Origin of the sequence: Microbacterium sp. CFBP 8801, assembly GCF_014839455.1 — a bacterium.
GTDB lineage: Bacteria > Actinomycetota > Actinomycetes > Actinomycetales > Microbacteriaceae > Microbacterium.
On the sequence record NZ_JACYNU010000001.1, the window covers coordinates 89,122 to 102,141 of the forward strand.

Sequence of the window (13,020 nt, forward strand, 5' to 3'; positions counted from 1 at the left end):
TAGGTAGACCAACGACGAAAAGGGGGCCGCGATGGCAGCCATGAAGCCGCGTACCGGCGACGGACCGATGGAGGCCGTGAAGGAGGGCCGGTTGATCATCGTGCGCGTGCCGCTCGAGGGCGGCGGGCGTCTCGTCGTCTCGGTGAACGACGCCGAGGCGAAGGAACTCCACGACGTACTCGGCGGTGTCGTCACGGCGTGACGCATCTCCACGAGTGAAGGCCGGTCCCCGCGGGGACCGGCCTTCACTCGTTCGGGCGACGCTCAGGCGTCGGTGAGGCGCGTCGTCAGCTGCAGAAGGCCCTCTCCCGAGGTCGACAGAGCACCGATGACGGCGGGGGAGGACTGCACCTCCTGGATGAGCGAGCGGTACGCGGTCGTGACGGCGTCGCGGCGCACCGGATCCGCCACCGCACCGTGCGACAGGACCCGCGGAATCAGCACCGTGCCGCCGGCGCGGACGAGCCGAAGGCCGTGCTCGACGTATTCGATGACACCCTCGGGGTCGGCGTCGATGAAGACGATGTCGTACGAGGCCTCGTTCATGCGCGGCAGCACGTCCGACGCGCGGCCCGTGATGAACCGGGCGCGGGCCGCGGGAACGCGGGCGTCGATGAACGCGGCACGGGCGGCACCGAGGTGCTCGGGCTCGCTGTCGATCGTGGTGATCGTGGCGCGGGGAGACCCGTGCAGCAACCACAGGCCCGACACACCGCCGCCGGTGCCCACCTCGACGATGTTGAGGGCCCGAGACGCGGCCGACAGCACCGCCGACTGCGCGCCCACCGCGGGGCTGATGGGCGCCGCTCCCAGTTCGAGGGCGTGCGCGCGCGCCCGAGCGATGTGCTCGGGCTCGACCGTCGACTCCTGCACGAACCGCTCGTTCGCCTGATAACCGCTCACGTGGACCTCCTCGATCAGGCTAGACGGCCCGAGCGCGCTCCACCCCCAGGCGCGGCCGGTAATCTGGTCCCATGTTCTTCGGGCTCACGATCGAGAAGCTGATGCTGATCGGCGTGATCGCCGCCGTCCTCGTCGGCCCCGAGCGCCTTCCCCGCTATGCCGAGGCGCTCGCGAAGTTCACCAAGCGCGCCAAAGAGACGATGCAAGGGGCGCGCTCGCGCATGCGCGACGAGATGGGCCCCGAGTTCGACGACGTCGACTGGAAGAAGCTCGATCCGCGTCAGTACGACCCGCGCCGCATCATCCGCGAGGCACTGCTCGACGACACTCCGACGGCCACGATGCGTGCGGCCGGTGCGGCCGCCCTCGCGGCGCGCGAGAAGACGACGGTGCCGCCGTTCGTCGCCGGCGAGCGCCCCCCGTTCGACGACGAAGCGACCTGAGCCCCTCTTCGCGTCCCCGCGCGGCCGTGCCGCCGGAGCGCACGACAGGGCGGCATGCCCTGTGTCCGCAGCGGTGGACGCCGGGTCAGACGCCGAGACGCAGCGGCTTGCCCGCCAGACCCCGGGGCCGCACCGCGAGCGCGGCGGCCGCGGCGTCGATCGCTTGCGCGGCGGGGTCGTCGGGCTGCGACAGCACGACGGGGCGCCCCTCGTCGCCGCCGGTGCGCAGAGCCGGGCTGAGGGGGACGGATGCCAGCAGGGGCACGTCATCGGTCTCGTTCGACAGAGCGCGGGCCACGGCCTCGCCGCCTCCGGAGCCGAACAGATCGAGCACCGTGCCGTCGGGCAGCGTCAGGGCGGCCATGTTCTCGATGACGCCGATCGGGCGCTGACCGGTCTGGCGGGCGACGAGGCCCGACCGCACGGCCACGTCGGCCGCGGCCGCCTGGGGGGTGGTGACCACGAGCACGTCGGCGTGGGGGAGCAGCTGACCCACCGAGATCGCCACGTCGCCGGTCCCCGGGGGCATGTCGAGCAGCAGCACGTCGAGGTCGCCGAAGAACACGTCGGTGAGGAACTGCTGCACGGTGCGGTGCAGCATGGGACCGCGCCAGGCCACGGCACCCGCGGCCTCCTCGCCGGGGCGGCGCAGGAACATGCCGATCGAGATGACCTTCACGCCGTACGCGACGGGCGGGAGGATCAGATCGTCGAGGCGGGTGGGCGCGGGCGGCAGCCCGTCGGCGTCGACCAGGCCGAGAAGGCCCGGGATCGAGAAACCGTGCACATCGGCGTCGACGAGTCCGACGCGCAGACCCCGGGCCGCCAGGGCGACGGCGAGGTTGGCGGTGATCGTCGACTTGCCCACGCCGCCCTTGCCGCTGGTGACCGCGATCACGCGGGTCAGCGAGTCGGGGCCGAAAGGCATCTCGCGCTTCGCGCGGCCCCCGCGCAGCTTGTCGGTGAGCGCGCGACGCTCGTCGGGCGACATCACGCCGACCCGCACCTCGACCGCGTCGACGCCGGCGACCGAGGCCGCGGCATCCCGCACCTCGCGTTCGATGCGATCGGCGGCCGGGCACCCCACGATCGTCAGCGCGATGCCGACGTCGGCGACACCGCCGTGCACCTCGATGCCGCGCACCATGTCGAGCTCCGCGAGCGGACGGCGCAGCTCGGGGTCGGTGACGGCGCCGACGGCGGCACGCACACGGTCGGCGACCTCTGTCGTCACGGCGTGGCCCGCGAGGGCTCGTCGTGATCGTCGAGGCGTTCGAGCGCGGCCTTCAGCTCGGCGCGCAGGCTGTCTTTCGTGATCACCTCGTCGGTGAGATCACGCACCGCCATGCGCAGCGCGACGATCTCGCGGGCGAGGTACTCGGTGTCGGCGAGATTGCGCTCGGATCGCTGGCGGTCCTGCTCGATCTGCACGCGGTCGCGGTCGTCTTGACGGTTCTGCGCGAGCAGGATGAGCGGAGCGGCGTACGAGGCCTGCAGCGACAGCACGAGCGTCAACGCCGTGAAGCCGATCGCCGCCGAGTCGAAGCGCAGGTCGTCGGGGGCGAGCGAGTTCCACGCCATCCAGACCACGCAGAACAGGCTCAGCATCAGCAGGAACGCGGGGGTTCCCATCGCTCGGGCCACCCACTCGGTGAAGCGGCCGAACCGGTCGCGCGAGGGCTGGGGAGCGCGGGGCGCGAGCACGCGGGCGCGACCGCGGGGGGCGTCCAGTGCGGGCTGGCGGTTGTTCCGAGCCATCAGCGCCTCCTCCGGGTCTGCGGGACGATCTTGGGAATGCTCGTGGTGGCGGTGGGTCTCGTGGTGACCTTGGGCCGCGGATCGTCGCCGTCGTGGGTGCGCCAGTCGTCGGGCAGCAGGTAGTCGAGCACGTCGTCGACGCTCACGCAGCCGACGAGGCGGTGCGCCTGATCGACGACGGGGAGCGAGACTAGGTTGTAGCTCGCCAGCATGCGGGCGACCTCGGCGGCCGTCGCGTCGGCGGGCACCGGCTCGAGGGTGTCGTCGATGATCGCACCCAGACGCTCGTGCGGGGGATACCGCAGCATGCGCTGGAAGTGCACGGTTCCCAGCAGTCGCCCCGTGGGCGTCTCGTACGGCGGGAGGGTGATGAACACGGATGCCGCGAGGGCGGGGTGCAGTTCGTGCCGACGGATCAGGGCCAGGGCCTCGGCCACCGTGGCGTCGGCCGAGAGCACGATCGGCTCCGGCGTCATGAGGCCGCCGGCGGTGTCGGGGCCGTACTTCAGCAGCGCGCGGACGTCTTCGGCCTCGTCGGGCTCCATGAGATCGAGGAGCTGTTCGAGTCGCGTCTCGGGCAGCTGACCGAGCAGGTCGGCCGCGTCGTCGGGCTCCATGGCGTCGAGGATGTCGGCGGCGCGCTCGTCGCCGAGCTGCTCGAGGATGTGCACCTGCTCGTCTTCGGGCATCTCTTCGAGCGCGTCGGCGAGGCGGTCGTCACTGAGCTCTTCGGCGACCTCGATCAAGCGCTCTTCGGGCAGGTCGAGCAGCGTGTTCGCCAGGTCGGCGGGCTTCAGCTCGGAGTACGTCGCCACCAGCTGCTCGGCGGACTGGGCCTCGCCGGGGGTCTGGTTCTCGCGCACCTCGGTCCAGCTCGCGAACGTCGTCGCCCCCTTGGCGAAGGGCGAGGCGCTGGTGCGGGGACGGCGGAGGAAGAGCTGGCCCACGTCCCACTCGCCGAGGCGGTTGCGCTCGATCGCGACGTCTTCGATCACCGCGGTGCCCGAGCCGTCGACGAGGCTCACGCGTCGGCCCAGCATCTCGACCATCACGCGCACCTCGCCGCCGCGCTGCTGGAATCGCCGCACGTTGATGAGGCCGGTCGTGATGACCTGACCGGCCTGAATCGAGGTGACGCGTCCGATGGACACGAACACATGTCGCCGGCCGGGGATCTCGACGACCAGGCCCACGACGCGCGGAGCGGCGGCGGCGCGGTAGATCACCACGACGTCGCGCACCTTCCCCAGACGGTCTCCCGCGGGGTCGAACACCGTGCAGCCCGCCAAGCGGGCGACGAAAACCCTTTGCGTGCTCACTGGACCAGCGTAGTCCGCCACCGCTGCGCAAACCCGGTGGGACGGTCAGGACTGCGTGACAAGATGGTGAAATGAGCATGTTCGCGGGGAGACCGGGCGCGGGACGCGACGACGTCGGCGAGAAGGTCGCCTCCTTCCCGACGTACGAGCAGGCGCAGAAGGCCGTGTCATCGCTCATCGCGGGCGAGGTTCCGGCGCGCGAGATCGCGATCGTCGGTTCGGGCCTGCGCTCCATCGAACGCATCACCGGCAAGCTGGGGTACGCGACCGCCGCCCGCTCGGGCGCGTTGAACGGCCTGATGCTGGGCCTGCTGTTCGCGTTCATCTTCGTGCTCGGCATGCCGACCGTGCAGATCTCGGCCTTCGTCGGCGTGCTGCTGGTGGGCATGGCCCTCGGCATGATCCTGAGCCTGGGCACGTATTCGATCGTGCGCCGCCGCCGCGACTTCGCCTCGGTCATGCAGGTCGCCGCCGACCACTACGACGTCTGCGTCGAAGCCACCAGCATCCAGAAGGCGCGTGGAGTGCTCGGCGCCGGCGCCACCCGCACGACGGTGTCGCGCCCCACCGCCGCCCCCACGGCGCCGCCGCAGTACGGCGAACGTGTCGCTCCCGGCGCCGGCGCCCCGGCTGCGCCCCCGCGCCCGCCGGTCCCCGGTGCGACCCCCGTCGACGACGCGCCGCCCCGGTACGGCGAACGCATCACGCCCGTGCCGCCGCGCGAGAACTCGGCGCCGCCGGCTCAGACGCCCTCGCCCGCCCCGCCCGAGGGCGACGCGCCCACCGAGCGGTGACCGTCACCGCCGTTCGCCTCGCCGTCGCGCTGCCGACGGGCGCGAGCGAGGTGTCGGGTCTCTGGTCGCCCGCGCCGGGTCCCGGACCCACGATCGCGTTGGCCCACGGCGCCGGTGCCGGCATGGACCACCCGTTCCTCGAGGGTCTCGCCGCCGCGCTGGTCGACGAGGGAGTGAGCGTGCTGCGGTTCGTCTTCCCCTACGTCGAAGCCGGACGACGGATGCCGGGACCCGCCCCGCACGCCGTCGCGACCTGGGCGGGGGTCGAGGCCTGGTTGGCCGCCGCACGTCCCGGGCCGTACGCGGCGGTGGGCAAGTCGTACGGCGGGCGCATGGCATCCGTCGCCACCGCCGAGGGCGTGATCGCCCCCGCCGGGCTCGCCTACCTCGGCTACCCCCTGCATCCGCCCGGGCGCCCCGACAGGCCCCGCGTCGACCACCTGCCCGCGATCGCGGTGCCGCAGCTGTTCGTCGAGGGTGAGAACGACCCGTTCATCCAGCCGCGCGAGCAGTTCGACGCGGCCGTCGCCTCGTGCCGCAACGCCCACGTGGAGTGGATCGCGGGCGGGAACCACTCGTTCGAGGTGAAGGGCGCGCGGCGGCCGGCCGATCAGATCGGCGCGGGACTCGCTCCGATCGTCGCCGCCTTCGCGCGCGCTCTCTGACGTCTGTCCGTCCGACAGCCGGTGATCCGCGAGGCGGTCTTCTCGGACCCTGTCAGCGCCCCGCGGCGTAGCCCTGCGCTCCGCGGGGGTTGGCCGCCGCCCACAGAATTCCCTCGGCATCCCGCCCGACGGCGCTGACGCGCCCGAGCGCCCAGTCTCCGGCCCGCCGCACGCGGTGCCCGCGCCGTTCGAGCTCGGCGATGACCTCGTCGCCGAGGCGGTCCTCGACGACCGCGCCCGCGGGCGACCAGCTGCGGGGCCAGAACGAATCGGCCACGGCGGTGGTGTGCAGGGTGGGGGCGTCGATCGCCTGCTGCGGCGAATACGCGCCCACCAGCATGCGCAGCAGCACCGGCAGCTGCCACTGGTCCTGCTGATCGCCGCCGGGGGAGCCCATCGCCGTGACCTCGTCGCCGCGGCTGAGCAGGGTGGGGGTGAGAGTGGTACGCGGGCGCCGGCCCGGAACGAGGGATGCCGGATGCCCGGGCTGCAACCACGTCATCTGCAGGCGCGTGCCCAGGCAGAAACCGAGCGCGGGGACGACCGGCGACGATTGCAGCCACCCGCCCGACGGTGTGGCCGAGACGACGTTCCCCCAGCGATCGATCACGTCGATGTGCACGGTGTCACCGCGCGTCTGACCCGACCGGTCGACCGTGGGTTCGCCGGTCGCCCCGGCGGCGGCGACGACATCGGCCTGCAACGGGGGCAGCGTCGGGGCGCGCCCCTCGGGCGCTCCCGGGCGCAGCTCGGTCGAGGCGCGGTCGCCGATGAGTTCCCGACGCTGGGCGAGATAGTCGTCGGCGAGGAGCGCCGACACCTCGACCACGCCGTCCGCGTCGCCGAACCAGGCGTCACGGTCGGCATACGCGAGCTTCTGCGTCTCGAGCAGCAGGTGCGCTCCCTCGGCGGTGGCCGGGTCGAGCTGGGAGTCCTCGGCGGTCTCGAGCATGCGCAGCACCTGCAGCAGGGCGGGACCCTGCGACCAGGTGCCGGCTTTGTACACGTCCCACCCGCGGAAGCGCGCCGTCACCGCGGGTTCGTAACCCGCGCGCCACGACGCCAGGTCGGCGGCGTCCAGGACGCCGGGGTGATCGGCGCCGTCGGAGTGCCGGTGCGGGGTGCGCACGAACTCCGCCGCCCGGGGGAGGACGGCGGTCATCCAGTGCTCGCGCGCCGCGTCGATACGCCCCGCGCGGTCGGCGGCGGTGTCGCCGGCGGCGATCAGCTCGTCGAGGACCCCGGCCCACGCCGGGTTGCGCATGAGCGTGTCGGCGGACGGCACCTCGCCGTCCGGCATCCAGAGCTCTGCCGACGACGGCCACTGCGCGCGGAAGAGGTCGGCGACGCGGCCGATGGTGGCGGCGGCCCCCGCGACCAGGGGGTGTCCCTCGCGCGCGTAGCCGATGGCGAAGGAGAGCACGTCGGCGGCTTCCCACGTGCCGTGATCGCGCAGCAGCAGCAGCCACGCGTCGACCGCGCCGGGAACGGTCGCGGCCAGCGCACCGGCGCCGGGTACGAGGTCGAGACCTCGCCCCTCGAAGTGCTCGATGGTGGCTGCGGCCGGGGCCGGGCCCTGGCCCATGAGCACCAGGGGCTCGGCGGCACCGGCCGGGCGCACGAGGGCGACCAGGTCGCCGCCGGGGCCGTTCAGGTGCGGTTCGACGACGTGCAGCACGAACGCCGCAGCGACCGCGGCGTCGAACGCGTTGCCCCCGCGCTCGAGGACGGCCTGAGCGGTCGCCGTCGCGGTCCAGTGCGTCGACGCCGACATGCCGAACGTGCCGCGCAGGGTCGGCCGCGTGGTGAACGAAGACGGGGGAGTGAAGGTCATCGCGACGACCGCGCGATCCACTCCTCGACCTCGTCGGCGGTGCGGGGGATGTCGGCCGACAGGTTGACGGGACCGTCGGCGGTCATCACGACGTCGTCCTCGATGCGCGCACCGATGCCGCGGTACTCCTCGGGCACCGTCAGATCGTCGATCTGGAAGTAGAGCCCCGGCTCGATGGTGAACGCCATCCCCGGCTCGAGCAGTCCGTCGTAGTACATGTCGCGTCGGGCCTGCGCGCAGTCGTGCACGTCGAGGCCGAGGTGGTGGCTCGTGCCGTGCACCATGTAACGGCGGTGCTGACCGCCGGTCTCGGCCTGCAGCGCCTCGTCGGCGGTGACGGGGAGCAGGCCCCACTCGGCGACGCGGGCGGCGATGACCTCCATCGCGGCCTCGTGCAGGCGGCGGAACGGCACGCCCACCTCGGCCGCGGCGAACGAGGCGTCGGCCGCTTCGCGCACGGTCTCGTAGATGCGGCGCTGCACGTCGGTGAAGGTGCCCGAGACGGGAAGCGTGCGCGTGATGTCGGCGGTGTAGAGGCTGTCGACCTCGGCCCCGGCGTCGATGAGGATGAGGTCTCCGGGCTTGACGGCCCCGTCGTTGCGCGTCCAGTGCAGGTAGCACGCGTGCGGACCGGACGCCGCGATCGTGTCGTACCCGACCGCGTTGCCGTCGGAGCGCGCGCGCTGGTGGAACACGCCCTCGACGATGCGCTCGCCACGCGGGTGCTCGACGATGCGGGGGAGCTCCGCGACGATGTCGTCGAAGCCGCGGCCCGTGACCTCGACGGCGAGGGCCAGCTGGGCGAGCTCGTACTCGTCTTTGACCAGGCGCAGCTCCGACACGAAACGGGTGACCTCGTCGTCGTCGTCGAGCGTGCGGTCGTCATCGCCGACGGCGAAGTCGTGCAGGTGGGCCGTGGCGATGCCGAGGTCGGCCGCGACGCCGTCGAGTGCGGGGCGCGGGCCGATCCAGAACTCGCCGACGGTGGCGTCGGAGTAGAACTCCGCGGTCGTGCGGTCGGCACGCTCGCGGAAGTAGAGCACGGCCTCGTGGCCCTCGTCGCGCGGTTCGAAGACGAGCACCGAGTCGGGCTCGGCGTCGCTGCCCCACCCGGTGAGGTGCGCGAAGGCGGAGTGCGCGCGGAACGGGTAGTCGGTGTCGTTGCTGCGCTGCTTGAGACCGCCCGCGGGGATCACCACGCGGCGGCCCGGGAAGGCCTGCGACACGCGCTCGCGTCGCCGCGCGGCCCACGCGGCCTGTTCGCGCGCCTCGGGGAGCTCGACCGGGTGCTCAGCCCAGCCCGTCGAGATGGTGTCGAGGAAGCCGCGGGGAAACGGTGCCTTGCGATTGCTCGGTGCGGCGGGCGTCTGCTCGGGCGTCGTGTTCTCGACGGTCTGCGGTTCGGCGGTCTGCGCGGTCGTGTCGCTGGTGGAGGGGGCATCCATCGTTCCAGTCTCGCACCGCTGGGGCCGGCTCGCATGGCGACAGCGTGAAGCGGGCTCGGGAGCGCGGCGGCCGGGGGCGCGCGGGGAGCGTGTCGAGTCCGTCGACGGGCTCGGGCCGGGGGCGGCTCAGCCGCCCGTGCGCTCGAGCTGAACGACGATGGGGCGGTGGTCGCTGCCCGACCCGTCGAGGGTGCGCATGACGACCGAGCCCGACACGGTCCAGTCGGGCGTCGCCATGACGTGGTCGATCGGGGCGCCGAGCAGGGCCGGGGCGTCGGTCGGCCACGTGCCGACACCGCCGTTCCCGCTCGCGGACGCCGTGTCGTGGCAGCGACCCAGCGTTCCGCCGTCGACGCCCATGCCGGTCATGTGGTCGAGCGTCGCGTTGAAGTCGCCGGCGAGGATCACGTTGTCGCTCGCGCATTGATCGGCCAGCCACTGCAGGTCGCTACGCCACTCGGTCATGTACTCCTCGCGCGGTGCCACGGCGTGGGCGGCGACGATGATGGGGCCGTCGCCCGAGGTCGGCATCGCCACCGCGCTCGGCACCGTCGAGGTGTTGCTGGAACCGTCGAGCGAGGACTGGATCACGGAGTAGTCGCCCAGCTCCGGTCTGATCAGCACGGTCGTCGAGGTGGCATCCCATCCGGTGATGCCGTACTCGCCGTACTCGGCGTGGTGCGCCCACATGGGCTGACCCATGTCGCGCATGAGTTCGGCGACGCGGGCGCCCGTGTCGATGGTCGTCTCGGGCAGGGTCACCACGTCGGCCTGCATGCCGACGGCGAACTGGGCGATGGATTCGGCCGAGGTGGCCGAGCCCGCGGTGTTCCACGTCATGATGCGCAGGCTCGTGTCGGTCTTCGCCGGGAGCGCCTCGGTGCCGAGGCCGCGCTGCGCGAGCAGGGCGACATTGATCCCGCCCGCGAGGCCGAGGACCAGCGCCAAGGTGAGAGCGAGCACCCGCACCGGACGGATCAGGGCGAACAGCAGCATGAGCAGCGTCGCGGCCACCAGAACGGCGGCCAGCGCGGCGCGGAACGAAATGATCTGCGCCAGGGGGAAGGTGCGCTCCAGGCCGAAGAACGCCGGCCACGTCAGCACCGCGGCACCCGCCGCGACGACGAGCGCGACGAGGAATCCGAACAACCGACGCACGCACCCGACCCTAAGGGAGCCGTCTGAGAGATCGACCGATGCCGACCGGGCATGCCCTGGGCCTGGGACCGCGCGCTACGCTCGACGGGTGCAGCGTGATCGTCGATTCGAGGGGCCGAGCGATCTGCACCTGCACTCCTCGCACTCCGACGGCACCGAACCGCCCGCCCAGGTGATGGCGGCGGCACACCGGTACGGCCTGCGAACGGCCGCCCTCACCGACCACGACACGACGTCGGGCTGGGCCGAGGCCGCCGAGGCGGCGACGTCGCTCGGGATGACGTTCGTTCCGGGCATGGAGCTCTCGGCCCGCCACCGGTGGCGCAGCGTGCACCTGCTGGCGTACCTGGTCGACCCCGACGACACCGCGCTACGTGCCATGACCGACCGGATCCGCTCCTCGCGCCTCGATCGCGCGCAGATCATGGCCGAGCGCATCTCCCACGACTACGACATCGCCTGGGGCGACATCGTCGCCCAGACCGCCGACGGGGCGACAGTGGGACGCCCGCACATCGCCGACGCCCTGGTCGCACGGGGCATCGTGACCGATCGCACCGAGGCGTTCGCCGGCATCCTGCATCCCGCGGGCGACTACTACGTCGCCCTCTACGCTCCCGATCCGGTGACGGCGGTGGAGCTGGTGGTCGGTGCCGGCGGCGTGCCCATCGTCGCGCACCCGGCGGGACGCGCGCTGCTGCCCGACGGGGTGACGCAGGCGATGCTCGACGCGGGACTCGCCGGCTTCGAGCTCGGCCACCGCGAGAACCTGCCCGAGCCCACGGCGCTGCTCGCCGACCTCGCCGCGCGCCACGGTCTCATCGTGACCGGATCGAGCGACTACCACGGCCTCGGCAAGCCCAACGTTCCGGGCGAGAACACGACGGCCGACGACATGGTCGCGCGCATCTTCGCGATGGGCCACGGCACGGCGCCGGTCTTCCCGTAAGGGACCGCGGTCGGCGGCGGGGGCCGTGGCGGGCATCCCTGCGGTGGGGCTGGGTGACGAGCGGAGGACGTGGGGCGAGCGGAGCACGAGGGAGCGCTCTCGCGTCCTCCGCTCGTTGCATCTCCTCCGCTCGTCACCTCGCTCTCGCCGTTCCGCTGCTCGGCGACGTCGCTCGCGCACACCGCATGCGGGCGTCTCCCGGCAGCTGGTGCGCCCGGAAACGAGAACGGCGCCGACCCCCGGAGGGATCGGCGCCGTGTCGACGTGCGGGTCAGGCGACGGGGGCCGTCGGGGTTCCCGAGCTTCCGCTGCCGCGACGACGACGGCGGCGACGCGGGGCCGCGTTGCCGTCGTGGTGCTCCTTGCCGGCGCCGTCGTGCGTGCCGGCACCGCCCTCGGCGCGGGGGGTGCTCTCCCCGGTGGACTCGCCCGACGAGGGTCCGCGACGGCGACGACGCGGACCGCGCTCGCCCTCGGCATCCTGGCCCTCGGTCTTCTTCTCGACCTTGGGGACGACGGCCTTCGGGGCGGTCACGAGACGACCCTTCGTGCCCTCGGGGATGTCGAGGTCGGTGAACAGGTGCGGGCTCGACGAGTAGGTCTCGGTCGGCTCGGGCTGGCCGAACTCGAGCGCGCGGTTGATGAGCGCCCACTTGTGCAGGTCGTCCCAGTCGACGAACGTCACGGCGATGCCGGTCTTGCCCGCGCGACCTGTGCGGCCCGCGCGGTGCAGGTAGGTCTTCTCGTCGTCGGGGATCGTGTGGTTGATCACGTGCGTGACGTCGTTGACGTCGATACCGCGCGCGGCGACGTCGGTGGCGATCAGCACGTCGCGCTTGCCGGCCTTGAACGCGGCCATCGAGCGCTCGCGCGCCTCCTGGCTCATGTCGCCGTGGACGGCGGCGGCATTGAAGCCGCGGTCGCCGAGCTCGTCGACGAGCTTCTGGGCGGCGCGCTTCGTGCGCGTGAAGATGACGGCCTTCTCGCGGCCGTCGGACTGCAGGATCCGCGCGATGATCTCGTCCTTGTCGAGCGAGTGCGCGCGGTAGACCAGGTGCTTGATGTTCGCCTGCGTGAGGCCCTCGTCGGGGTCGGAGGCGCGCATGTGGATCGGGTTCGACATGAACCGGCGGGCCAGCGCGACGATCGGCCCGGGCATCGTCGCCGAGAAGAGCTGCGTGTGACGGACCGGGGGGACCTTCGAGAAGATCTTCTCGATGTCGGCGAGGAAGCCCAGGTCGAGCATCTTGTCGGCCTCGTCGAGCACGACCTCGGTGGCGTTCGACAGGTCGAGCAGACGCTGGTTGGCGAGGTCGATCAGTCGACCGGGGGTGCCGACGACGATCTGCGCGCCGGCTTTGAGCTGGTCGATCTGACCCTCGTAGGCCTTGCCGCCGTAAATGGCGACGACGCTGGTGGAGCGGTTCGAGGTGAGCATGTCCATGTCTTCGTAGACCTGGACGGCGAGCTCGCGGGTGGGCACGACGATGAGCGCCTTCACCCCGGGCTCGGGATTCAGGCCGAGTCGCTGGACGACGGGGATGCCGAAACCGAACGTCTTGCCGGTACCGGTCTTGGCCTGGCCGATGATGTCCTGCCCCGGAAGGCCGAGGGGGATCGTCTGCTCCTGGATGGGGAAGGCATCGATGATGCCCTTGGATGCCAGGGCATCCACGATGTCCTGGTCGACACCGAGATCGGAGAATGTGGTCATGTGCGTGCCTGTTCCGGCGGTGAGAGACCGCCTGGGGA

General features: G+C 72.2%; 13 protein-coding genes. 5 read left to right on the forward strand and 8 right to left on the reverse strand.

Annotated features, from left to right (window positions below; translation table 11 throughout):
- Window positions 1-31 precede the first annotated feature (31 nt).
- Complete coding sequence (locus IFR11_RS00425; protein ID WP_070409703.1) at window positions 32-202, forward strand: DUF3117 domain-containing protein; 171 nt, start codon at window positions 32-34, stop codon at window positions 200-202.
- Window positions 203-264: 62 nt separating this feature from the next.
- Here the strand turns inward: IFR11_RS00425 and IFR11_RS00430 are convergent, their stop codons facing one another.
- Window positions 265-903: an O-methyltransferase gene (locus IFR11_RS00430; protein WP_055836233.1), complete on the reverse strand. Its 639-nt coding sequence runs from the start codon at window positions 901-903 to the stop codon at window positions 265-267.
- 71 nt (window positions 904-974) lie between these two features.
- Here IFR11_RS00430 and IFR11_RS00435 point away from each other — a divergent pair, with 71 nt between their 5' ends.
- Complete coding sequence (locus tag IFR11_RS00435) at window positions 975-1,346, forward strand: hypothetical protein (protein WP_055836236.1); 372 nt, start codon at window positions 975-977, stop codon at window positions 1,344-1,346.
- Between the two features lie 85 nt (window positions 1,347-1,431).
- Here IFR11_RS00435 and IFR11_RS00440 read toward each other — a convergent pair whose 3' ends face one another.
- The 3 genes from IFR11_RS00440 to IFR11_RS00450 are packed head-to-tail and all read right to left on the reverse strand — an operon-like array spanning window position 1,432 to window position 4,423.
- Window positions 1,432-2,580, reverse strand: a complete 1,149-nt coding sequence (locus IFR11_RS00440; RefSeq protein WP_191914874.1) for a P-loop NTPase — start codon at window positions 2,578-2,580, stop codon at window positions 1,432-1,434.
- Window positions 2,577-3,104 (reverse strand): DUF1003 domain-containing protein, encoded by a 528-nt coding sequence (locus tag IFR11_RS00445; RefSeq protein ID WP_055836243.1) that lies wholly within the window; start codon window positions 3,102-3,104, stop codon window positions 2,577-2,579. The genes IFR11_RS00440 and IFR11_RS00445 overlap by 4 nt, the downstream gene beginning before the upstream one ends.
- Window positions 3,104-4,423, reverse strand: a complete 1,320-nt coding sequence (locus IFR11_RS00450; RefSeq protein ID WP_191914875.1) for a magnesium transporter MgtE N-terminal domain-containing protein — start codon at window positions 4,421-4,423, stop codon at window positions 3,104-3,106. The genes IFR11_RS00445 and IFR11_RS00450 overlap by 1 nt, the downstream gene beginning before the upstream one ends.
- A 71-nt stretch (window positions 4,424-4,494) precedes the next feature.
- Here IFR11_RS00450 and IFR11_RS00455 point away from each other — a divergent pair, with 71 nt between their 5' ends.
- Window positions 4,495-5,217, forward strand: coding sequence for a general stress protein (locus IFR11_RS00455; RefSeq protein WP_191914876.1), 723 nt, complete (start codon window positions 4,495-4,497; stop codon window positions 5,215-5,217).
- On the forward strand, window positions 5,214-5,882 hold the full coding sequence (locus tag IFR11_RS00460; protein ID WP_191914877.1) for an alpha/beta family hydrolase: 669 nt from the start codon (window positions 5,214-5,216) through the stop codon (window positions 5,880-5,882). Before IFR11_RS00455 ends, IFR11_RS00460 begins: the two co-directional genes overlap by 4 nt.
- 52 nt (window positions 5,883-5,934) lie before the next feature.
- On the opposite strand, the gene IFR11_RS00465 is transcribed toward IFR11_RS00460, so the two are convergent.
- The 3 genes from IFR11_RS00465 to IFR11_RS00475 all read right to left on the reverse strand — a co-directional run bounded on the left by IFR11_RS00465 (window position 5,935) and on the right by IFR11_RS00475 (window position 10,319).
- On the reverse strand, window positions 5,935-7,716 hold the full coding sequence (locus IFR11_RS00465) for a gamma-glutamyltransferase family protein (protein ID WP_191915155.1): 1,782 nt from the start codon (window positions 7,714-7,716) through the stop codon (window positions 5,935-5,937).
- Complete coding sequence (locus IFR11_RS00470) at window positions 7,713-9,161, reverse strand: aminopeptidase P family protein (protein WP_191914878.1); 1,449 nt, start codon at window positions 9,159-9,161, stop codon at window positions 7,713-7,715. The genes IFR11_RS00465 and IFR11_RS00470 overlap by 4 nt, the downstream gene beginning before the upstream one ends.
- Window positions 9,162-9,287: 126 nt before the next feature.
- Window positions 9,288-10,319: an endonuclease/exonuclease/phosphatase family protein gene (locus tag IFR11_RS00475; RefSeq protein ID WP_055837825.1), complete on the reverse strand. Its 1,032-nt coding sequence runs from the start codon at window positions 10,317-10,319 to the stop codon at window positions 9,288-9,290.
- Between the two features lie 88 nt (window positions 10,320-10,407).
- Between IFR11_RS00475 and IFR11_RS00480 the strand changes: the two genes are divergently transcribed.
- Window positions 10,408-11,268, forward strand: coding sequence for a PHP domain-containing protein (locus IFR11_RS00480; protein WP_191914879.1), 861 nt, complete (start codon window positions 10,408-10,410; stop codon window positions 11,266-11,268).
- Window positions 11,269-11,539: 271 nt separating this feature from the next.
- Here IFR11_RS00480 and IFR11_RS00485 read toward each other — a convergent pair whose 3' ends face one another.
- Complete coding sequence (locus IFR11_RS00485; protein WP_191914880.1) at window positions 11,540-12,982, reverse strand: DEAD/DEAH box helicase; 1,443 nt, start codon at window positions 12,980-12,982, stop codon at window positions 11,540-11,542.
- Window positions 12,983-13,020 lie beyond the last annotated feature (38 nt).

Bases quoted from the DNA above. Each gene is read 5' to 3' on its own strand.
- IFR11_RS00435 (WP_055836236.1), top strand. From the start codon at position 975: ATGTTCTTCGGGCTCACGATCGAGAAGCTGATGCTGATCGGCGTGATC.
- IFR11_RS00425 (WP_070409703.1), top strand. From the start codon at position 32: ATGGCAGCCATGAAGCCGCGTACCGGCGACGGACCGATGGAGGCCGTG.
- IFR11_RS00465 (WP_191915155.1), bottom strand. From the start codon at position 7,716: ATGACCTTCACTCCCCCGTCTTCGTTCACCACGCGGCCGACCCTGCGC.
- IFR11_RS00455 (WP_191914876.1), top strand. From the start codon at position 4,495: ATGAGCATGTTCGCGGGGAGACCGGGCGCGGGACGCGACGACGTCGGC.
- IFR11_RS00470 (WP_191914878.1), bottom strand. From the start codon at position 9,161: ATGGATGCCCCCTCCACCAGCGACACGACCGCGCAGACCGCCGAACCG.
- IFR11_RS00485 (WP_191914880.1), bottom strand. From the start codon at position 12,982: ATGACCACATTCTCCGATCTCGGTGTCGACCAGGACATCGTGGATGCC.
- IFR11_RS00445 (WP_055836243.1), bottom strand. From the start codon at position 3,104: ATGGCTCGGAACAACCGCCAGCCCGCACTGGACGCCCCCCGCGGTCGC.